The organism is Parabacteroides sp. PF5-9, assembly GCF_029893105.1.
In the GTDB taxonomy this organism is placed as follows: domain Bacteria; phylum Bacteroidota; class Bacteroidia; order Bacteroidales; family Tannerellaceae; genus JARXWG01.
Genome location: NZ_JARXWG010000032.1, coordinates 21,556 through 42,452, shown reverse-complemented (window position 1 = coordinate 42,452; position 20,897 = coordinate 21,556). Strand labels below are relative to the sequence as shown.

General features: G+C 41.0%; 18 protein-coding genes. 11 read left to right on the top strand and 7 right to left on the bottom strand.

Annotation, left to right across the window (positions count from 1 at the left end):
* Positions 1–233: 233 nt before the first annotated feature.
* Positions 234–2,648: a TonB-dependent receptor gene (locus tag M2135_RS14630; RefSeq protein ID WP_280749269.1), complete on the top strand. Its 2,415-nt coding sequence runs from the start codon at positions 234–236 to the stop codon at positions 2,646–2,648.
* A gap of 19 nt (positions 2,649–2,667) precedes the next feature.
* On the opposite strand, the gene M2135_RS14625 is transcribed toward M2135_RS14630, so the two are convergent.
* Complete coding sequence (locus tag M2135_RS14625; RefSeq protein ID WP_280749268.1) at positions 2,668–4,239, bottom strand: NAD(P)/FAD-dependent oxidoreductase; 1,572 nt, start codon at positions 4,237–4,239, stop codon at positions 2,668–2,670.
* Entirely contained in the window at positions 4,236–5,717 is a 1,482-nt protein-coding gene (locus tag M2135_RS14620) for a hypothetical protein (protein ID WP_280749267.1), read from the bottom strand. The genes M2135_RS14625 and M2135_RS14620 overlap by 4 nt, the downstream gene beginning before the upstream one ends.
* 346 nt (positions 5,718–6,063) lie before the next feature.
* Between M2135_RS14620 and mce the strand changes: the two genes are divergently transcribed.
* The 5 genes from mce to M2135_RS14595 are packed head-to-tail and all read left to right on the top strand — an operon-like array spanning position 6,064 to position 10,576.
* The gene (mce, locus tag M2135_RS14615) at positions 6,064–6,477 is read left to right on the top strand and encodes a methylmalonyl-CoA epimerase (RefSeq protein ID WP_280749266.1); all 414 of its coding nucleotides are present in this window, start codon (positions 6,064–6,066) and stop codon (positions 6,475–6,477) included.
* A 33-nt stretch (positions 6,478–6,510) separates the two neighbouring features.
* Positions 6,511–8,064 (top strand): acyl-CoA carboxylase subunit beta, encoded by a 1,554-nt coding sequence (locus M2135_RS14610; RefSeq protein ID WP_280749265.1) that lies wholly within the window; start codon positions 6,511–6,513, stop codon positions 8,062–8,064.
* A gap of 19 nt (positions 8,065–8,083) precedes the next feature.
* The gene (locus tag M2135_RS14605) at positions 8,084–8,962 is read left to right on the top strand and encodes an OadG family transporter subunit (protein WP_280749271.1); all 879 of its coding nucleotides are present in this window, start codon (positions 8,084–8,086) and stop codon (positions 8,960–8,962) included.
* 21 nt (positions 8,963–8,983) lie between these two features.
* A complete protein-coding gene (locus M2135_RS14600; RefSeq protein WP_280749264.1) occupies positions 8,984–9,412 on the top strand; it encodes a biotin/lipoyl-containing protein in 429 nt (142 codons plus the stop codon).
* Positions 9,413–9,415: 3 nt separating this feature from the next.
* A complete protein-coding gene (locus M2135_RS14595) occupies positions 9,416–10,576 on the top strand; it encodes a sodium ion-translocating decarboxylase subunit beta (RefSeq protein WP_280749263.1) in 1,161 nt (386 codons plus the stop codon).
* A 78-nt stretch (positions 10,577–10,654) separates the two neighbouring features.
* On the opposite strand, the gene M2135_RS14590 is transcribed toward M2135_RS14595, so the two are convergent.
* From M2135_RS14590 to M2135_RS14575, 4 genes are read right to left on the bottom strand one after another with little or no spacing between them, the layout of a single operon-like run.
* Positions 10,655–11,914: an ABC transporter permease gene (locus tag M2135_RS14590; protein WP_280749262.1), complete on the bottom strand. Its 1,260-nt coding sequence runs from the start codon at positions 11,912–11,914 to the stop codon at positions 10,655–10,657.
* 13 nt (positions 11,915–11,927) lie between these two features.
* Complete coding sequence (locus tag M2135_RS14585) at positions 11,928–13,106, bottom strand: ABC transporter permease (RefSeq protein ID WP_280749261.1); 1,179 nt, start codon at positions 13,104–13,106, stop codon at positions 11,928–11,930.
* Positions 13,103–14,116: an HlyD family secretion protein gene (locus M2135_RS14580; RefSeq protein ID WP_280749260.1), complete on the bottom strand. Its 1,014-nt coding sequence runs from the start codon at positions 14,114–14,116 to the stop codon at positions 13,103–13,105. The genes M2135_RS14585 and M2135_RS14580 overlap by 4 nt, the downstream gene beginning before the upstream one ends.
* 45 nt (positions 14,117–14,161) lie before the next feature.
* Positions 14,162–15,520 (bottom strand): TolC family protein, encoded by a 1,359-nt coding sequence (locus tag M2135_RS14575; RefSeq protein ID WP_280749259.1) that lies wholly within the window; start codon positions 15,518–15,520, stop codon positions 14,162–14,164.
* A 604-nt stretch (positions 15,521–16,124) separates the two neighbouring features.
* Between M2135_RS14575 and M2135_RS14570 the strand changes: the two genes are divergently transcribed.
* Genes M2135_RS14570 through M2135_RS14550 form a run of 5 tightly spaced genes read left to right on the top strand, consistent with a single transcriptional unit; the run spans position 16,125 to position 19,987 of the window.
* Complete coding sequence (locus M2135_RS14570) at positions 16,125–16,427, top strand: STAS domain-containing protein (protein ID WP_280749258.1); 303 nt, start codon at positions 16,125–16,127, stop codon at positions 16,425–16,427.
* Positions 16,428–16,442: 15 nt separating this feature from the next.
* Complete coding sequence (locus M2135_RS14565; RefSeq protein ID WP_280749257.1) at positions 16,443–16,853, top strand: ATP-binding protein; 411 nt, start codon at positions 16,443–16,445, stop codon at positions 16,851–16,853.
* Position 16,854: 1 nt separating this feature from the next.
* Positions 16,855–17,985: an ATP-binding protein gene (locus M2135_RS14560; protein ID WP_280749256.1), complete on the top strand. Its 1,131-nt coding sequence runs from the start codon at positions 16,855–16,857 to the stop codon at positions 17,983–17,985.
* The gene (locus tag M2135_RS14555) at positions 17,978–18,808 is read left to right on the top strand and encodes a HAMP domain-containing sensor histidine kinase (protein ID WP_280749255.1); all 831 of its coding nucleotides are present in this window, start codon (positions 17,978–17,980) and stop codon (positions 18,806–18,808) included. Before M2135_RS14560 ends, M2135_RS14555 begins: the two co-directional genes overlap by 8 nt.
* A 9-nt stretch (positions 18,809–18,817) precedes the next feature.
* Positions 18,818–19,987 (top strand): SpoIIE family protein phosphatase, encoded by a 1,170-nt coding sequence (locus M2135_RS14550; RefSeq protein WP_280749254.1) that lies wholly within the window; start codon positions 18,818–18,820, stop codon positions 19,985–19,987.
* 58 nt (positions 19,988–20,045) lie between these two features.
* On the opposite strand, the gene M2135_RS14545 is transcribed toward M2135_RS14550, so the two are convergent.
* Positions 20,046–20,876 carry a hypothetical protein gene (locus M2135_RS14545; RefSeq protein ID WP_280749253.1) on the bottom strand — a complete coding sequence of 277 codons (831 nt, stop codon included), beginning with the start codon at positions 20,874–20,876 and terminating at the stop codon, positions 20,046–20,048.
* Positions 20,877–20,897: the final 21 nt, after the last annotated feature.

The window sequence follows — 20,897 nt, the reverse complement described above, 5'->3', positions numbered from 1 at the left end:
AAACTCTTTTAAGGACCATGAGTGTTTTGGTCTTTTTCGAAACTTAGAAACAGTCAAACTTGACAACCAATTTTAGGACGGGACAAGGTGTAACAGAAAATAGATTTAGACGCTGCAGAAAAACAGTCAGGGTGCTGTCTAAAAGTGGCTCGCATGTTTTTTTTATAGATTCTGTATACGCTTCTCCTTTTTTTTACGTTAATAAACTTGTACTATAATATATAATGTATAAGATGAAGATTCGTGCAATAGCTGCACTCTTATTTATGACTGTTTCTGCCGTAGTATTCGCTCAGGAGCGGATCAAGATTACGGGATATGTGCGTGATGCAGACGGAAATCCGATGGATCTGGTCAATGTTCGGGTGAAGAATACCCTCTTGGGGGCTATGACCAATGAAAAAGGGTATTACTCGGTGGCCATAACTCCGGGCGACTCCATCGCTTTGATCTATTCTTGTCTGGGATATAATAAAGCAGAACGTATTATTCCTCTGGCAACAACGGATGTTCGGTTGAATGTGCAGATGAATCAGATGAGCATTGCTCTGGGTGAGGCGGTGGTGACAGCTTCGCGGCGACAAACGACCACATTGGAAACAATCGATGCCGAGCGGATCCGGTTATTGCCCGACCCGGCAGGAGGGAGTATAGAGAGTCTTGTCGTTACCTTTGCAGGGGTTTCTTCCAGTAATGAACTGAGTTCGCAATACTCAGTAAGGGGCGGAAGTTACGATGAAAACATTGTTTATGTGAATGGCTTGGAGGTTTTTCGTCCACAGCTGATCCGTTCGGGGGAACAGGAAGGGTTGAGTTTTGTCAATCCGGATCTGACGGAATCGGTAAACTTTGCGGCTGGCGGTTTCGAAGCGCGTTATGGCGATAAGATGAGTTCGGTGTTGGATATCACTTACAAAAAACCAAAAACAATCGAAGGATCTGCTTCGGCGAGTTTCCTGGGAGCAAATGCGTATATCGGGAGTTCGATCGGGAAGTTTACGCAGGTGACCGGTTTTCGTTACAAGACCGGACGTACTTTGTTGAAAACGATGGATACCGATGCGGAGTACGATCCTAATTTTGTTGATTTACAAAGCTATATGACGTATCAGATTACCCCCAAATGGGAAGTGAACTTCCTGGGCAACCTGGCAACGAATAATTTTAAATATACCCCCCGGAATCGTGAAACTTCTTTTGGTACGACCGAACATGTCCGTAATTTCAGGGTCTATTTTGATGGAAAAGAGCGGGATAAATTCGAGACTTTGTTTGGTGCGCTCACATTGAAGCATCAACTGAATGAAAATACGGAACTGGGTTTACAGGCTTCGGCATTTAGTAGTAAAGAGAATGAGAGTTATGATATATCAGGGCAGTATTGGATCTCAGAAAGTGATGCCAGTGGAGCTGGAAACGAAGCGGGAAATACGCCGGATGGGTTGGGTAACTATCATGAGCATGCCCGTAACCGGCTGCATTCTAATATAATAAATGTGGGGCATTATGGATCAACGCGTATTCAGTCGCATACGATCAAATGGGGCGGAACGGTTCAATTCGAAAATGTATCGGATCGGATCAGTGAGTGGGAAAAGCGGGATTCGGCCGGTTATTCCTTGCCGCATACCGGAGAGGATGTGGAGGTGATTTACAGCCTTTATTCGAAGAGTGAAATCGAGAGCATGCGTATTTCGGGTTACCTGCAAGATAATTTTAAATTCAGAACCAAGCAGGGATTGTTTACTTTAGTGGCCGGTGTAAGGGGGAGTTATTGGGATTACAATAAGGAGTTTATCGTTAGCCCGCGTGCCTCTTTAGGGTTTATTCCTAATTTCAATCAGGATTTGACTTTCAGGGTAGCTACCGGTTTGTATTACCAGTCTCCTTTTTATAAAGAGTTGCGTGTCATCGGACAGGATGAAGCGGGTAATAATATCGTGTCGTTGAATGATAAGCTGAAGTCTCAACGTTCGATTCATTTTATCGTAGGAGGGGATTATGCTTTTCGGGCGGTCGATCGGAATTTTAAGCTGACCACCGAATTGTATTATAAGAAATTAGATAACCTGAATCCCTATACGGTGGATAATGTAAAAATACGTTATTATGGGGATAACTGTGCGAAAGGATATGTGATGGGCGTTGATTTTAAATTCTTTGGTGAATTTGTACCCGGCACGGATTCCTGGATTAGTTTGTCGTTGATGAAAACTCAACAGACCATACGCGAAGAGACCAAAGTGCCTCTGCCGAACAGTCCGGGTTACAACCTCTCTTTATTCTTTCAGGATTATTTTCCGGGATATAAAAGGGTGAAATTGAACTTAAAAGGTGTCTTGTCGGGCAGATTGCCCGTGACGGCTCCTCATACCGGTTATGAAAAAGACTATTATGAAACATCTCCCTACCGTCGGGTGGATATCGGTTTGTCTTATCAGCTGGGAAGTGATGAAGATCTTTTTATGGATCGTGGATTTTTACGTCACTTGAAAAATATCTGGTTGGGAGTGGATATCTTTAACTTATTCGATATAAAGAATACCAGTTCTTATTTCTGGATAACAGATGTCAACTACAAGCAACATGCTGTGCCCAATTATCTGACCGGTCGACAATTGAATTTGCGATTAATTGTCGATTTTTGATCCGAAATCCTGATGTTGATCAGGATTTCTTTTCGTGATACTCTTGTTCTGTATTTACCCGCCAGATGATATTTTTATCAAAGGTTTCTTTGGTGATATGTTTGACGCATTCGATGGCTGTCAGCATGGAGTGATCCATGTTGTTATACCGGTGTTGCCCATTCCGCCCTATGCAGTATAGATTTTCAATGGGGTTTAAGAAGTCGATCACTTTGTCTAATTGGTAATAGCTGCCAAAATAAGAAGGATAAGCCTTTTTTACCTTTATACGAATACTGTCGTTGACATCTTTTTCTGAAATAATGCCGATCTTATCCAGTTCTTTGATTGCCAGTTGAATGAACGCCTCATCTTTCATTTTCCATAATTCATCCCCTTCGTTGCAGAAATATTCCAGACCGATCCAGACTTTGTTCTTAAAGTCGGACACCATATAGGGCGACCAATTATTAAAGATCTGCAAGCGGCCTATTTTTACATCGGGTTCCTGGATATAGATCCAGGTGTCGGGTACAATATTATCCCATGTCTGTTGTTTGGTTTTGTTTGTGATGAGCAGTTTGTCCATCAGAAGGCCAACAGTCATAAAATCTCTATAAGGCAGATCTTGAGCGATCTTTTTGACTTCGTCATTTAAATCATCGCACTTCATCGCACCGATCAGGTCTTTAATCGGCATGCTGGATATCAGGTAATCACACGCGATATGTTCGGTGGATCCGTCTTTTTCGACAATAACCGAAACGACTTTTTTGTCTTCAATGATTAACTCTTTGACCAAGCTGTTCATTTCGATATAGCCTCCGTTCGCTTGAATCAGTTGAGCAACGGTTTCCCACATTTGTCCAGGGCCATACTTCGGATACAAGAACTGTTCGATTAAAGATGTTTCAATGTCTTTTTGGTCGATGGATCCTGCATTTTTGAAAGGTTTTGTCAGTATGTCTTTTAAGATGGCCAACACCGAAAGCCCTTTAACGCGTTGTGATCCCCAATCGGCGCCGAGCTTGGAGGGGTGTATCCCCCAGACCTTTTCGGTATAATTCTCGAAGAACATTTTATATAGTGGCTTACCAAAGCGGTTGATGTAAAAGTCTTCCAGAGAATTTTCTTCCCTTTTGACGACACAGGCTGCTAAATAACCAAATCCGGCTTTGGCAGTACGCCATAATCCCATATTGATAAAGGTCTCGGGTTGTACCGATATGGGATACTGAAAGAATTTTTTCAGATAAAAAATGCGTGATACGCGCTGCCTGATCAACATAACGATGTCTGATTGTTCAGGATCAGGTCCTTTCGAATCAAGTTCTTTTGATTTATTCAAAAGGAGATCGTCCATGGAGGAGTGACCTTGTGTCGGCAGAATGGTGTTCCACCAATTCATGATCTGATCGTTTTTGGAAAAGAAACGGTGTCCGCCAATGTCAATTCTATTTCCTTTATAATTAACGGTTTTTGAAATACCACCAATCTCAGAAGAGCCTTCGAATACAATCACATTGTATTCTTTTGATTTTTTCAAAAGTTCATAGGCAGCGGTTAAGCCGGCCGGGCCGGCACCGACTATGACTATCGTCTTTTTATTCATTGTACAGTCTGCTTTTTGTAGCACAAAGCTTTCATGATGTAATTAAGGGATATATATATATATGTAAAATGGATCGCGTTCATGGGAAGCCAATATCTTAGTTCTATCGGGCTGGCAAATACGGTTGAGGCATAATAAGCGAGTCCGAAAAGTATAAAGAAACCAAATAATACCTTGCTTTCCCGGTCTAAATGGAATGATTTACGATAATAAATAGTTAGAGCGACAATAGCGGCAGTGATAATCCATAATAGCACGTATAGAACAGGTATAATCGGCGTGATCAGGCGCGTGAATAGATTATAGCGAGCCTTTGTGTCGACGTTTGAAGGGAATTGAAAATAGGTGTATTCCTGAATGTCGATTGGTTCATAAACACCCATAATACCGGTACTGGACGGGTAAAACACCTGTTTGGCATTGGGGAGAAAATAATATTTGAGAAAAAGCCAGGGATATCGGGTGATCATGTATTGTCCGTATTCACGGTATTGGTTGCTTCCGAGTTTTGACCAGGCGATAGGATAGGACTCGTTAGTCGCATCTATATAGAGATCGAGATATTGTTTTAACGGAAGATCGTTTAGCCACATGAATCCGGCGGAAACATTTTTTCCATTATTGGTCATCGTGGCTATCTTCTCTTTATAAAGTGTCATGAAATAATGAAGTTGAGCAATCTCTTTATTTTTGATGTGATTTGGATTCAGGTTGATGAACGGTTCGATATGCATTGCATTATTGGCCATTTGCCAACCGTCGAAACCGGTAGAAAATTGCTTGAGTCTGGTCGTCTCATACATATTTTCTTTTATTTGTTGATAGAAAATGAATGTGACTGAAATAATGGCAGCGATTGATATCCAGCGTATTTTTCCTTTATTGAAAAGGAATAAACCCATAAATAGGAGGGGGAATAATATGGCTGAATAACGAATGTGTAAAGCGCAAAATAGTGCGATTAAAAAGAGACCTAATCCAATCCAACTCTGTCTTTTTAAGATAAAAACAGCACTGGCAAGCATAATGTATATGGTCACTGCAAAGAGCAGGTCACTCATGATGGCATTGGCCATATAAAAGGCTAAAGGACTGCATACGAAGAAAAAGAGCAATACCGACCAGACAGTGCGATTGATCGGAGTAAAAAAGTATTTTATCGTGAACGCCAAGCCGGCAGCAGTGAGAGCGTAAAGTGTGATTTGAACGATGAATAGTGTATGTATGCTGGCAGAAAACAGGTGTACAATTTGTAGAAAATAAGAATATCCAAATGGACGGTAAGTGAAAAATACATCCTGCTGAGCGCAATAAACATAGGAGGTAGAGTCGGACATTGTTGCTGGGTAGGGATGGCAGACTTTCAGAAAAATATATCCCAAAAGGCAACAACAGACGATGATCCCCCAGTCAAGATATTGATCTTTGCTTTTTAAAAAAGAAAAAAACGGTATTCGGTCTTCGGGTTTATTTGTCATAACTGAATTGCGGTTATAAGTAGAATTCGTCCGCAAAGATATTAAAAAATAATGTGGGTTATAAATAAGCGTTAAATGTTGGTGTGTTATAAATACGGTTTGATCGTTTTTTTTGTTGACGTACAGGACGCTTTGTCTGATTAACGTATTTCATGTCATAAATGCCTGTCGGAGGGTTTGTGGGTATAATGTTGGGAATTCTTATACCCTTAATAATCAACTCTGAATAAAGATTAAAACAAAAGTAGAAAAATAAAGAAAATTTTCTTTATTCCTAAATAAAGTGTGTACCTTTGCAGCCTGAAAGCGAAATATCATTTTGTAAAATAATAAATTCTTATCAGACATGGAACTTACACACATTGAGCATCTTGGCATTGCAGTGAAAAGTATTGACGCTTGTTTGCCTTATTACGAAGGTGTTCTCGGTTTGAAATGCTACAATATTGAAGTAGTGGAAGACCAAAAAGTTAAAACTGCCTTTTTTAAAGTAGGCCAAACGAAAATCGAATTGTTGGAACCGACAAGTGAAGAGAGCACTATCGCTAAATTCATTGAAAAAAGAGGTGAAGGTATTCATCATATCGCATTTGCCGTTCCGTCGGTTGCTGACGCATTGGAAGAAGCCGCCGAGAAAGGTGTTCAATTGATAGACAAAGCTCCACGTCGCGGTGCAGAAGGTTTGGATATCGCCTTTTTGCATCCGAAATCCACCTGCGGAGTCTTAACCGAACTCTGTATGGAGGGAGAAAACAAGTAAAGAATTATTTTTAACAACAAATCAAAAAATACAATGAGTAACCAGCTTGAAAAAGTAAAAGAGCTTATCGCGCTGCGCGAGAAAGCCCGTTTAGGTGGTGGAGAAAAGAGAATTGAAGCTCAACACAACAAAGGCAAGTATACGGCTCGTGAACGTATCGCTATGCTGTTAGATGAAGGAAGCTTCGAAGAATTTGACATGTTTGTTCAACATCGCAGTACAAACTTCGGTATTGAAAAAACAAAATTCCTGGGTGATGGTGTTGTGACCGGTTATGGTACAATAGATGGACGTGTAGTCTATATTTATGCACAGGACTTTACTGTTTTTGGTGGTGCTTTGTCGGAAACCTTAGCCCTGAAGATCTGTAAAGTGATGGATCAGGCGATGAAGATGGGTGCTCCTGTTATCGGATTAAATGATTCAGGTGGTGCGCGTATTCAAGAGGGTGTCAATGCATTGGCCGGTTATGCTGAAATTTTCCAACGTAACATTTTGGCATCAGGTGTTGTACCGCAGATATCCGGTATTTTTGGTCCTTGTGCCGGAGGTTCAGTCTATTCTCCTGCATTAACAGACTTCAATATTATGACTCGTGGAACAAGCTATATGTTCCTTACCGGTCCAAAAGTGGTAAAAACAGTTACCGGTGAAGACGTAACGCAAGAGGAGTTAGGTGGAGCTAGTGTTCACACGACTAAATCAGGTGTTGCTCATTTTGCTGTTGATACAGAAGAAGAAGGTTTTGTATTAATTCGCAAACTGTTGAGTTTCTTGCCTCAAAACAATCTGGAAGAGACTCCATTAATCACATGTGATGATCCAATTGACCGTTTGGATGATGTCTTGAATGAAATCATTCCGGATAGTGCCAACCAATCATACGATATGTATGAAGTGATCGGTACTATTATTGACAATGGTGAATTTTTGGAAGTGCATGCGGATTATGCTAAAAATATCATTGTCGGTTTTGCCCGTTTCAATGGTCAGGCTGTTGGTATTGTAGCCAACCAACCTAAAATCATGGCAGGATGTCTGGATAGCAATGCTTCTCGTAAAGCAGGTCGTTTCGTCCGTTTCTGCGACGCATTCAATATTCCATTGGTGACATTGGTCGACGTTCCAGGATTCCTTCCCGGAACAGGACAGGAATATAACGGTGTAATCCTGCACGGTGCTAAATTGCTTTATGCCTATGGCGAAGCTACTGTGCCTAAGGTGACTGTTACCTTACGTAAATCATATGGTGGAGCTTATTGTGTGATGAGTTCTAAGCATCTGCGTGGTGATATGAACTATGCATGGCCTACAGCTGAGATCGCAGTAATGGGCCCTAGTGGAGCTGTTGAAGTCATCTTCGCGAAAGAAGTGGCTGCTTCTGAAGATCCTGCAAAAACGGCTGCAGAGAAAGAAGAAGAATACAGAAAGGCATTTGCAAATCCGTACAACGCAGCTCAGTATGGTTATATCGATGATGTAATCGAACCGCGTAATACGCGTTTCCGTATTATCCGTGCTTTACAGCAACTTCAGACTAAGAAGTTGACTAATCCGGCTAAGAAACATGATAATTTGCCTCTGTAATATAAAAACTGATATGAAAATGATCGGAAAGAAAACAGGGATGTGTTTGTTGTTGTTGTTTATGGCAGTTGGCCTGAAAGCACAACAAGCAACATCTATTAGAATAAATGAGGTCTTGGTTATCAATGAAGATAATTTCGTAGACGACTATGGTAAACGAAGTGGCTGGATTGAGTTGTATAATAGTTCTGCCGGTTCGGTGGATATCAAAGGGTGTTACCTGACAGATGACAGGAACAACCCGACGAAATATCCGATACCCAAGGGGGATGTTTTAACAAAAATACCTCCACAGCAACATGTTTTATTTTGGGCTGACGGGCAACCGACTCGCGGGACATTCCATTTGAATTTTACGCTGGATCCGACGAAAGAAAATTATGTTGCTTTCTATAATGCAGATGGAAAAACGCTTATTGATGAGGTGGTTATTCCAGCAGGGCAAATCACAGACAGTAGTTATGGCCGAGTAATTGATGGTGGAGCGGAGTGGCAAGTGCTTGCGCGTGTAACTCCAAGTACGAATAACCTGACATTGGATTCAAATGCAAAGATTGAGAATTTCAAGCTTAATGATCCGGTAGGAATAGGGATGACAATCACGGCAATGATTGTCGTATTTACAGCTTTAGTCCTTCTCTTTCTGGTATTCAAACAAATCGGAAAATCAGCCATTAACGCTAGTGCGAGAAGAGCTCAGAAAGCTACAGGCATACATACTGGTCAACCGGGAGAAATATCAGGCGAAGTTTTAGCGGCTATTGGCGCTGCGCTTTATGAATTAAATGAAGATATTCATGATATAGAGAATACCGTCCTGACGATTCAGAAGGTTAAGCGTAATTATTCGCCATGGAGTTCTAAAATCTATGGCTTACGTGAAATTCCGAAAAAATAAAATTTCAAATATACAGATAATATGAAAAGTTTTAAATATACAATCAACGGCACCGTATACAAAGTGCATATCAATTCTGTAGAAGAAGATGTGGCAGAAGTTGAAGTAAATGGTACCCCTTATAAAGTACAGATGGAGAAACCTGCCAAAAAGCAAGTGGTTACATTAAAAAGACCGGTACAGGCTCCGACAACATCTACTGGAGCGCCTGTTGTTTCCCGTCCAGCATCATCTTCTGCAGGTGCAGTCAAATCCCCGCTACCAGGCGTGATCTTATCGATCAACTGTAGCGTAGGCGATACGGTCAAAAGAGGCCAGACGCTCCTCGTTCTGGAAGCCATGAAAATGGAAAATAGCATCCCTGCCGATCGTGACGGGAAAATTACAGAAATTAAAGTGAACAAAGGAGATTCGGTATTAGAAGGTGCGGATCTTGTTGTAATCGGATAAGCTATGCAGGAGAGTTTATTTTCATTTTTAGGTGAGAATTTGCAATTATTCTTGACCTATACAGGCTTTTACAATGCCACTCCGGGTCATCTGATCATGATTGTGATCGGATTGATCTTTATCTATCTGGCGATCCGTTATGAGTTTGAACCAATGCTTCTGATTCCGATCGGATTTGGTATGTTAATCGGGAATATTCCGTTTAAAGATGCTGGTTTGCAAATCGGGGTTTATGAAGAAGGTTCTGTATTGAACATCCTCTACCAGGGGGTGGCGCAAGGGTGGTATCCACCATTGATCTTCTTAGGGATCGGGGCGATGACCGATTTTTCGGCATTAATCTCTAACCCCAAACTGATGTTAATTGGTGCAGCTGCTCAATTTGGTATTTTTGGTGCCTATATTATTGCGCTTCAGATGGGCTTTGAGCCGAATCAGGCGGGTGCGATTGGCATTATTGGTGGAGCCGACGGGCCTACGGCTATTTTCTTGTCGTCTAAATTAGCCCCTAACCTGATGGGAGCTATTGCTGTGTCGGCCTATTCCTATATGGCTTTAGTGCCGATCATACAGCCTCCGTTTATGCGTTTGTTGACGACAAAGAAAGAGCGTTTGATTCGTATGAAAGCTCCGCGTGTAGTCTCTTCCACCGAAAAGATCATATTCCCGATTGTCGGTCTATTGCTCACTTGCTTTATTGTTCCTTCGGGTTTACCGTTGTTGGGTATGTTGTTTTTTGGGAATCTGTTGAAAGAAAGTGGCGTGACGCGTCGTTTGGCGGAAGCTGCTCGTGGACCGATCATTGATACCATTACGATCCTGTTGGGTGTAACGGTTGGTGCATCTACGCAAGCAACTCAGTTCTTGACATTGGATTCCATCAAAATCTTCAGCTTAGGGGCTCTTTCATTCGTGATAGCCACCTGTGCTGGTATTCTCTTTGTGAAATTCTTTAATTTATTCCTGAAAGAAGGAAATAAAATTAATCCGTTGATTGGAAACTCCGGCGTATCGGCTGTTCCCGACTCAGCACGTATTTCACAACATGTCGGACTGGAATACGATCCGTCTAATTATCTATTGATGCATGCCATGGCTCCGAATGTGGCAGGTGTAATCGGTTCAGCTGTTGCTGCCGGTATTCTATTAGGATTCTTAGGATAATTCAATTATCTATACATGCAAAAAAGGTGATTCCATCGTGGGATCACCTTTTTTTTTTATATCGGTTTTGGCTTGAGTTTATGACTCAATAGATCTGGTGCTTCTCAATTGTCGTTTCATCCATTGGTGTTGTTTGACGATGAGTCGACGTGTGCGAATAATCTGATAGCGATAAATGATACATGCCGTGATGAAATAAACGCCGGTTTGCAGCCATAAAGTCTGATATTCGTGGATTACATCATTGAGAGTTGCTCCTGTGGTATTGATACGCACAAAACCTTGTATGCCCGGTGTGGAAGGGAATAGATAGCCGATTAATTTCCATATTTCCGGAATAGACTCTTTAGGCCATGAAATACCGGAAATAAATAAAAGGATAACAGAAGTAAATACAAATATAATTATGGGAGACTCCCGGGAGGTCATAAAGCCGGACAATGTGATCGACAAAAAGATACAGGCAAACAGATAGGGCAATAAGAAAATAAGAATGGTAATAGGTGATCCGACTTGTGGCAATAAAAACAAGCGGGGAACAATCGCCAACGTCCATAAACAGACGACCACATACAATACAATATATGTCAACGATTTACCCAGAACAATCCGTAATGTTCCGTTATAATGTTTATTGACGGGGACTAAGCTGCGAAAACGATTTTTTTCACGTGCAGTGCCTCCCAACATACCTATGCCTAAAATTAAAGTTTGCTGAATAACCAGAATTAAAATGGCCGGAACAAGAAAGCTGGCAAATCCATTTTGTGTGTTAAACAGCGTAACAGCCTCATAAGGAACAGGCTTTACTGTTATCTGATCCATTTCTTCGGTTGAGGCCGGATGATTCCGGGCAGTCCATTCTACGCCCATATCCAAAGAGACCTCCATGGCTGTCAGAAGGAATGCTTTGTAAAACAAAAGAGCGCTCATGTCGGTATAAAGCGAAACTGTAGCTTGGCGTCCGGCATGCATATCTTTACTGAATTCCGGAGGGAAAAGTAAAAGACCGTAGGCCTTTTTTTCATCCATATACCGTTTGCCCTCTTCCATATCTCCGACGACGCCTACGACTTGCACATCTGCCGTTGCGTTCACTCTGCGTGTAAACTCCCGGCTAAGGAAAGTGTTGCTTTGATCGACAATCACTAATTTAGCCTCACGGGCAACCTCGTTATTATAGATAAACGCATAGATCAGGGGGTAAGCCAGTGGTACAAGGAAAAAGAAGATCATGACTCCTGAGTCTTTAAATACATTCTTCAGTTCCTCTTTCCATATATGAAACAGGTCCAGAATACCTTCTTTGATGATATATCGTAATCTATGATCGCTCATTTGTTGAAGTATTTTAGGGAATATATTTAAAATAAAGCAATGCGTTTTTTAGATTTTTCCCGATCAATACGGGTAAAATCAAAAAGGCTAATAGTGCAACATATTGCCCCCAGGTATATACCAGTTCACGCCCGTTTAACGCCTGATCAATATAGATCAGAAAATAATGCCGTAGCGGAAAAAGGTTTGTTAATCCCTGTAAAGTCGGATCCATTTCCTGTACAGGGAATGAAAAACCGACAATCGAAAACGCCAACATGCCGAAAAGGCTGGCAAAACTGAGCCCCAGACGTAAAGTCGGCAATACGCCAATCATAAATACACCCACAGCCTGACACGCTAAAACCAATAGGAATATAGCCCATAACATAGGTGACCAGCCACTCTCTAATGGGAAAGCGTTGTATCCATAGAGTACGGCGCAATAGAGAAACCCCATTGTTGTAAAAATCACGGTATAAGGGAGTAATTTTCCAATCAGGCTTACGATTAATGAGTTGTTTCCCATTTGTAGCCATTCCCGCGAGGTGGACTGTTTGATTTCCGTACCGATGCAAAAAACGGTCATTAAGAAAATAATTAATTCCAAAATACCCGGTAAAATCGAGTTATTTAGATAAACCGAATAGTTAAGCCAGGGATTACCCAGCGCATGTGTCTCTATTGAGATCGGTTGAATTTGTCCCATAATTTGATTTTCCGTATACCCTTTTGCCGTACCCATTTGAAGACCGACTGATGCGCCGGCTAAAACAGATATGGTTTTCATATCACGAAACAAGAGAGAACCTGCAATCAGATAACTCCCATTCGTATAGAAAGAGAGTTTGGGCTGTTTCCCGGAAGAGGCATCTACCGTAAAATCCAAAGGAATATAAAAGATACCATACACATGTCCTTGTTGCATCTCTTTCCGTGCTTCAGCGAATGACATGGTTTTTACAGCCACTTCAGTCTGTTCAAAAGCATCTAATTGGCGGATCAGGTTGCGCGAAGTCGCCGTATTGTCCATATCCACAACAGCAATAGGCAGATCTTTCGGCAGTCCCTCTTGCATCAATGAGATAAAGAATACAACAGAGAGGATAGGGGCAAACAGTAAACCATACGCATAAATACGGTTGGATATGATTCGGTTTACCTCCCGTTTGGCTATCTTCCAGATACAATGTAATCCTTGACGGAAAGTCATAATATTTCTGTTCCTTTTTTCTTCATGATCACCGACATACCCGGGCGTAGTCCTTCGATAGGAGCGAGTGAACGAGCTCGAACCTCAAAAGTCTTGGAATCGTACTGCCCTGTTGTTTTCGTGGCTTTCCAAGCCGCATAGGTGCCCATGTCTTTCATGTAATACACTTTCAACCTGACCGCTTTATCTCCCAGTGCGGGAATGAAAGCGTTCAGTTCGGAACCGATCTGTATGTTTTTCAGTAATTCTTCCCGCACGCTAAAAGTCACCCACATATCGCTCAGATCAACAATATTCATGATCGGTGCACCGGTACCCACCAGTTCTCCTACTTGTGGAAATCGTTCGACCACCTCCCCATCTATGGGGGAGATTAAGATACTTTCGTTGATATACGATTCCACTTCAGCAACGGCTCCTCCGGCCTGTTGTACCAATGCTGCGGCGGCAGCTTTATCTTCCTGGCGTGCACCTTCTTGTGCCATTTCATATTGTGAACGTGCCGCTTTCTCGGTGGCGATCATCGCATTGTAATTGGCCAGTGCTTCATCTCGTTTTTGTGCCGACATCACCCCTTTGTCATAGAGGTTTTGTACGCGGTCGTATGACTTTTTGGCAATATCCAGTCCGGCAATCGCTTTTTGCCAAAGTTCGTATGCGCCGGTAATTTCCTGTGTACGTGCTCCTTTATTGGCTTTTGCACTTTGTGCTTCTGCAGCGGCACGAACCGCTTCCGCTTGTAATAATTTAGCCGAAACATCCGGTGTGTCAAGAAAAACCAGCGTGTCTCCGGCTTTGACTTTGTCCCCCTCAGCTGCCCGGTACGCCTCTATTCGGCCGGGAACTTTTCCTGAGATCCTGATCTCTGTCGCTTCAGCCTGTCCCATAATCACATCATCAGGAGGTGTCAATAAGAAAAATCCGGCTAAAGCAACCAAACCGACTACGGTTAACACAGCGATAAAAGCCAACATCATATTATTGATAGAAAATTTCTTTTTCTTATCCATTGTTATTCTTTTGTTTATAATTAGACTGTACCTATAAAGGATTCTTTATTTATTATTCTCAATATCCAATTTCCCAAGCACCTTTGTCAGATAGACATCCGTCAGTTTCACTTCAATTTGTGCATCGATTAAATCGGAACGCGCCGAAACCCAGGCTGTTTGTGCCTCCATCAGATTAAGGGCAGGGATCACCCCTTCTTCAAATCCCAAATTGGCATGACGCAGGTTCTCTTCCGCATTTTCCATATTCCGCGACGAAGCAATAAGTTTTTTATTCGCTTCATTCACTTTATAGACAGATTGATTCACCTGTAATTCTATTTTTTCACGTGCTTCCAGAAATTCCAATTTCTTGATTGTTGTTTCTGCTTTAGCCGAATTACGTTTGTATGTGCCTTCCCACCAGGCCGATAAAGGAACTTTGACCATGACTCCGACGGAAAGCAAATTGGAAAAATTATTCTTGGCACTGGGATGCAGATCGGTATTAAAAGCAAGAAAGTTGGCAGTCAATCCGATGTTGGGTAACATTTCCGACAGAGCGATATGTTCTTTCTTTTTATAGATTTTCTCTGCCAGTTCAAGGCTTTTCAATTCGTTTCTGTTCATAAAAGCCTCTTCCATATTTGCTGTGGCATACGTTGCCTGTACGGGTAAATTTTCAATGTATTCATCGGCTAAATTGACTGAATAGTCTTCCAGCGGCAACCCGCATATTTGAGCCAGTAGCATACGTGATAAAGCTAAACCGTTATCCACTTTTGTTTGGGTCATCTCAGCTTCATTCAATTTTACTTTTACGGCAAGTCCGTCAGCTTTGGTGGCTACTCCTTCCGTGATCATCTCTTCAACATCGCGATTCATTTTACGGAGCAGATCGACGTATGCATCTGCCAGTTTTTTCTTGTTGACCAGTGAGATCACTTGCCAATACGTTTCGTCGGTTAAGTAGATGATCTCCTGTAATTGCTGATCGTTCATCGATTCAGCCAGTTCTTTGGCGTATTGAGTGATTTGATTGTATGAGATAATTTTTCCACCCATAAAGACAGGTTGTACCAGCGAGATATTCCCCAACCAGATGTTTTGAATATCAAATCGGGCAAAATCCTTTATGTTCTCGGGAATAAGTGCTCCGGCTGATCCCAATGCATTGAAATCAATAAGGTTGAAATAGTGTTCGTTTTGCCGTAGATAAGCACCCGTTGCCGATATTTCCGGAAAGTATTTTGTAATAGCAGCCTTCCGTTCATAATTTGCCATTTTTACCTTTTCACCGGCAATTTTCAACTCTTTGTTGTTCTTAATAGCTAATAGTCGACACTCCTCCAACGTGAATGTTTGTTGGGCGGTTGTGTAGACTGCGGAAACCAGACTTATCAACAATAGAATAAGATATCTCATGTGTTTTTTGTTTTTCATTCAGAAAACCTATTTATTGGGTAACAACCTGTTTGTTAAAATTGTTTACCTCAAATACAACTCTTCTAAGTTACAAAAATAGATAGAATAACAAGATTGCTGTTAGTCGAAAACTAACATATAATTGACGATAATCAACATCTTTTATCACGACCCCACGGTTTTTTAGTATCATTTCAAACACTTTTCTGTTAGAGGTACGTCTAAAATGTTTTAGAGGTACCTCTAAATCGATTTACACGTACCTCTAAATTCATTTAGACGTACCTCTAACAAAAAACGGAGGTAGGTGTTGCAAAAAAATGGACAGGATAGGTCTGTAATTTCTATGGGATAGTGTAGAAAAAAGGATGTAGGCTTGTCGCAAATCGGGTTATTGAAGCGAATGTTGTATACAGCCGCTTTTGTTTATTTGAAGTCAGGTCGAATTTCATTGATATGGTACGAAAAGAATCTGTAGCAAGGTTTTAGTTCGATGAAAAATGCAAAAGAAAATACGACTCGTTTATTTTTTCAATGATTTTGTGATATAATGATTGGTGAAATCATTACATTTGCTTGATTAAGAGTTGTAAATAAAATAATTATGAAAATTACAATAGAGCAGGAAGGGAGTGAAACGCTCATTCGGTTGGTAGGGCAGTTAGATACATTGACAGCCGTCGATTTCGAAAAAGAGATACAACAAGTGTTGCAAAGCGAGGTGGCTGCGGTGGTTTTAGACGGAGCAGAATTGACGTACGTGAGCAGTGCGGGGTTGCGCTTGTTACTAACCTTGCAGAAAGGAATGACGGCCAAAGGCGGTTCGCTCCTATTGAAGAATATAAAGGAAGAGATCATGGATATTTTTAATATTACCGGTTTTTCTTCAATACTTACTATTGAGTGATTAGGATCATTTAACATGATAAGGGAAATACACTTAACGAATGAACTCAGTCAGTTGATTAAACTGGGAGACTTCGTTCATCTGACAGCTGAAGAGTTCGGTTTGGATGAAAAATTGTGTATGCGATTAAAATTAGCCTTGGAAGAGGCAGTGACCAATATCATTCAATATGGTTATCGGAATGAGAAAAATAAAGAGATTCAGGTGTGCCTAAAGAAAGAATCAAACTGTTTATTCATTACGATTATAGACGAAGGGTTTCCATTTGACCCAACAGAAAAAGAAGCACCGGATACGACTTCTTCAGCGGAAGAACGACCAATCGGAGGATTAGGAATTTATCTAATAAAAGAGATCATGACGGAAGTAAAATATACGCGCGAAGAGGGAAAGAATGTATTAATGATGATCAAAAATTTGCGTTGAAATGGCAGATTTTAATATAAAAGATATACAGGATCTGAAACTGAAGATTCAGGTAGCTGAGAAAACTTTCCTTGTAGCAGTTGTTGTTACAGGGTTGGCTATTTATAAAAGCTGGGATGCGTTATTTGGTGTTTTGATTCTCTTTCTGATCATCATTCAGATTGTGAAGTCGCAATGGAAGAAAAAATTAAAACAGAAAGAATATCTGGCTAAAGTCGTTGAAGAACGGACGATTGAATTACGGGTACAGCGTGACCAAGTGATGCAGGAATCGGAGAAACTTTCCAATGCCTTGACTGCTTTAGCCGAAGCACAAGACGAACTGGTGCGCAATGAGCGGTTGGCGACAGTCGGACAACTCACCAAAGGACTGGTCGACCGGATTCTGAATCCCTTGAATTATATTAATAATTTTGCGACATTATCGGTCGGACTTGTGAGCGAACTCCGGAAAAATCTGGCTGATGAAAATCAAGTCATGACCAAAGAAATCTATGCTGATTCGGTAGATATTCTGGAGATGATCACGAATAATCTGCAGAAAATAACAGAACATGGCGCCAATACCGTTCGTATTGTTAAAGCCATGGAAGAATTGCTGAAAGATCAGAAGAAGAACTTTACATCTGCCGATATCAACGAACTGTGTCGGGTCAACCTGGGTGTGGTCTCCAAGCTGTACGAAAAAGAGATTGCGGAAAAAGGGATCAATATTGCTTTTGAGGGATTGGCATTGTCTTTGATGATTGATATCAATATCGAGCAGATGGGTAAAGTATTGTTGAATATTTACCGTAATGGCGTATATGCCTTATTAAAAAAAGCAGAGAAGGAAGATTTCTCTCCTCAATTGAATGTCTCTTTACGGAGAGAAGGGCAATATGTTATTCTTGTTATTTACGACAATGGAATTGGTATTGAAGAGAGTATCAAGAAACGGATTTTTGAACCGTTTTTTACGACAAAACCTACATCGGAGGCATCGGGTATCGGACTTTATTTAAGTAGGGAAGTCATACTCAATCATAAGGGAACGATAGAGGTCAATAGTGAAAAAAATGTATTTACGGAGTTCAAAATCAGTGTTCCGATACATCAAAATGTAGAAATAAAAAAGGAAGCCGATGAGTGACCAGAGAGAACGAATCGAATATTTGGAAAAACAGATCAGAAGACAGGATAAGCTGGCCTCATTAGGTATGCTTAGTGCAGGTATTGCCCATGAAATTCAGAACCCGCTTAATTTTGTGATCAATTTCAGTAAATTATCCTCCAAATTATTGAAAGATATGATGGAAATTCTGGATGATATTGACGGACATTTATCAGAGGAGGAGCGTGAGGAGATCGCGGAGATCATGAACGATCTGGAAAGTAATATGCAGAAAATCGAAGAAAATGGGAACCGGGCATCCAGCATAGTTCGAGGAATCTTGCTGTATTCGCGGGGGAAGGATGATTTTCTTGAAACCGATCTGCAACAATTGATTCATGAATATGTATGGCTTTCCTATCATGCCGTTAGGGCCAATAATAAAAGTTTTAATGTGACTATTCAGGAGAATTATGCGGCAGATGTTCCTTTAGTCCATGTTATTCCGCAGGATTTAAGTCGTGCGGTTATTAATTTGGTGAATAATGCCTGTCACGCTGTTTTCAGCAGGGCAAAAAAAGCGTCTGAAGAACCTTATTCTCCGGTGATTAAAGTTGATTTGAAAAAAGAAGATAATTGGATTAAACTAACGATTGAAGATAACGGAATCGGAATGTCTGAGGATGTTGTGGCGAAATTGTTTACTCCGTTTTTTACCACCAAGCCAGTAGGAGAAGGTACGGGTTTGGGGTTATCGCTGACGAAATCGATTATAGAGGGAAAACATAGAGGGAAAATAGAAGTAGAAACGCAGGAAAATGAGTACACCCGGTTTGTTATCTCATTGCCTGTAACCAAATAAACTGATTGTATGCCAATTAAGATATTGAGTGTAGACGACGAACAGGATCTGGAGATATTGTTGAGTCAATATTTCAGACGAAAGATCAGGAAAGGGGAATATGAATTTACCTTTGTTCATAATGGCATTGAAGCGCTTCAAGCCATTCTGACTCAGCCGGATTTTGATATTATTCTAAGTGATATCAATATGCCTGAGATGGATGGACTTACGCTGCTGACAAAAATTAATGAGTTGCGCAACCCGGCCATGAAATGTATTATGGTTTCGGCATATGGTGATATGGAGAATATCCGAACGGCGATGAATAGGGGAGCGTTTGATTTTACGACCAAACCGATTAATCTGGAGGATCTTGAACGAACAATAGAGAAAGCAATCGAAGAGATTGAATTTGTTAAAAATGCACAGCATGAACATTTGCAATTGAAATCGATCCGTTCGGATCTGAAGGTGGCCCGTGAAATCCAGGAGACGATCTTGCCGAAAGAATTCAAACCTTTTCCCGATGAACATTCGTTTGATATTTATGCCTATATGAATGCGGCAAAGTATGTGGGAGGGGATTTTTATGATTTCTTTACGATCGACAACGACCGGTTGGGTTTTGTTATTGCTGATGTTTCAGGCAAAGGGGTGCCGGCGGCTATCTTTATGGCGATCAGTCGAACAGTTATTCGTGCAATTGCACAGACGGAGAATTCGGCGGCTCAGTGTATGAAGCGGGCGAATGAAATCTTGTGTAAAGAGAATGTGAATGATATGTTCGTGACTGTTTTCTATGGGATACTGAATATTCATACCGGTATCGTGACTTACTGTAATGCCGGACACAATCCTCCTATCTACATAAAATATGACAAGAGCGTCTCCTTTGTGCCACTGACGGGCGATCGGATATTAGGTGCATTGGGCGATTCGGTGTATCATGAAAAAGAGTTGCATCTTCAGCCTGGAGATAGTCTGTTTCTGTATACGGATGGGGTTACTGAAGCAAGAAATAAAAACGGTGATTTGTTCGGTGAAAAGAGACTATTAGATAGTTGTATTGAGTTGGCAGGAAAGTCATCTAAGGATATTGTGGAAGAAGTAACCCGACATGTGGGTGATTTTGTTATTGGTGCTGTCCAGTCGGATGATATTACCTTGTTGACAATTTCGTATAAGGGAGAGAATTAAGAAACAAAAAAGGGTATGTCCGTTCAGAACATACCCTTTTATCGTATTGTTTTATCTCTTATTTTAATAAGGCTTCACGAATACCCATGATTTCTGCATTTGCACTACGGGCAGCCTGAATAGAACTTACTTTGTCTTTTAATGGAAGAATAGTTTCGCCAAGTGTTTTCATTTCAGGATAATAGGATGAAATGTCATTGGTGATTTCTCCTAATAGTTCAACTCTTCTTTCCATATTGGCACTTAGTCCGGCAGAAGTGGCATCTCCTTTTACAACTAATGATGGATTGGCAACTAAACAAGCGTATTCAGCAGTTACTCCTCCCAGGATGTCTACAGCAACATTGATCTTATTGTCGTTGGCTAAAGCATTTATGATCTTGTCTTCCTGGCTGGCATAGAATTTTTGTAAAACTTCACTGGATGCATCTTTCGGTGCCGCTTCTCTCAAAATATCCAATATATATGAAATATTAAGATCTGTAGTTAATCGGGCCAACACACCTTCAATTTCATTTGTTGACTGACCGATAACTGAAAGAATATTATAATCGGACAGGTATATACCACACGCCCGTGCTTTTTGTGACATTGAACTAAGGTCAGCCGCCTTTGCTACCGGCAACATATAGTTGATATTACCGACACCGATAGTCACTTCTCCCGTTGAAATACGATGAGGAATTTCCGAATCAGGTAAGTCTTGTAACAAACGAATTGTTTCAACTTTTAATTCTTCTGTTAATAGATTTTTGGAAAGATTTCCGGCAGCAGCTGCAGCTTCTTCGGTTTTTGCAGCATCTTCTTGCGCCTTTTTCCCTCCGGAGCATGAAGCCGTACAGAATAGGATTGCTACTATGGTTAGCAGGCTGACAAAACTTTTTTTCATAACGTTCAATTTAATAAGTTT

Coding starts and splice junctions, on each gene's coding strand:
- M2135_RS14630 (WP_280749269.1), top strand. CDS start 234: ATGAAGATTCGTGCAATAGCTGCACTCTTATTTATGACTGTTTCTGCC.
- mce (WP_280749266.1), top strand. CDS start 6,064: ATGGAACTTACACACATTGAGCATCTTGGCATTGCAGTGAAAAGTATT.
- M2135_RS14545 (WP_280749253.1), bottom strand. CDS start 20,876: ATGAAAAAAAGTTTTGTCAGCCTGCTAACCATAGTAGCAATCCTATTC.
- M2135_RS14550 (WP_280749254.1), top strand. CDS start 18,818: ATGCCAATTAAGATATTGAGTGTAGACGACGAACAGGATCTGGAGATA.
- M2135_RS14620 (WP_280749267.1), bottom strand. CDS start 5,717: ATGACAAATAAACCCGAAGACCGAATACCGTTTTTTTCTTTTTTAAAA.
- M2135_RS14565 (WP_280749257.1), top strand. CDS start 16,443: ATGATAAGGGAAATACACTTAACGAATGAACTCAGTCAGTTGATTAAA.
- M2135_RS14625 (WP_280749268.1), bottom strand. CDS start 4,239: ATGAATAAAAAGACGATAGTCATAGTCGGTGCCGGCCCGGCCGGCTTA.
- M2135_RS14580 (WP_280749260.1), bottom strand. CDS start 14,116: ATGGATAAGAAAAAGAAATTTTCTATCAATAATATGATGTTGGCTTTT.
- M2135_RS14555 (WP_280749255.1), top strand. CDS start 17,978: ATGAGTGACCAGAGAGAACGAATCGAATATTTGGAAAAACAGATCAGA.
- M2135_RS14575 (WP_280749259.1), bottom strand. CDS start 15,520: ATGAGATATCTTATTCTATTGTTGATAAGTCTGGTTTCCGCAGTCTAC.
- M2135_RS14605 (WP_280749271.1), top strand. CDS start 8,084: ATGATCGGAAAGAAAACAGGGATGTGTTTGTTGTTGTTGTTTATGGCA.
- M2135_RS14600 (WP_280749264.1), top strand. CDS start 8,984: ATGAAAAGTTTTAAATATACAATCAACGGCACCGTATACAAAGTGCAT.
- M2135_RS14590 (WP_280749262.1), bottom strand. CDS start 11,914: ATGAGCGATCATAGATTACGATATATCATCAAAGAAGGTATTCTGGAC.
- M2135_RS14595 (WP_280749263.1), top strand. CDS start 9,416: ATGCAGGAGAGTTTATTTTCATTTTTAGGTGAGAATTTGCAATTATTC.
- M2135_RS14585 (WP_280749261.1), bottom strand. CDS start 13,106: ATGACTTTCCGTCAAGGATTACATTGTATCTGGAAGATAGCCAAACGG.
- M2135_RS14560 (WP_280749256.1), top strand. CDS start 16,855: ATGGCAGATTTTAATATAAAAGATATACAGGATCTGAAACTGAAGATT.
- M2135_RS14570 (WP_280749258.1), top strand. CDS start 16,125: ATGAAAATTACAATAGAGCAGGAAGGGAGTGAAACGCTCATTCGGTTG.
- M2135_RS14610 (WP_280749265.1), top strand. CDS start 6,511: ATGAGTAACCAGCTTGAAAAAGTAAAAGAGCTTATCGCGCTGCGCGAG.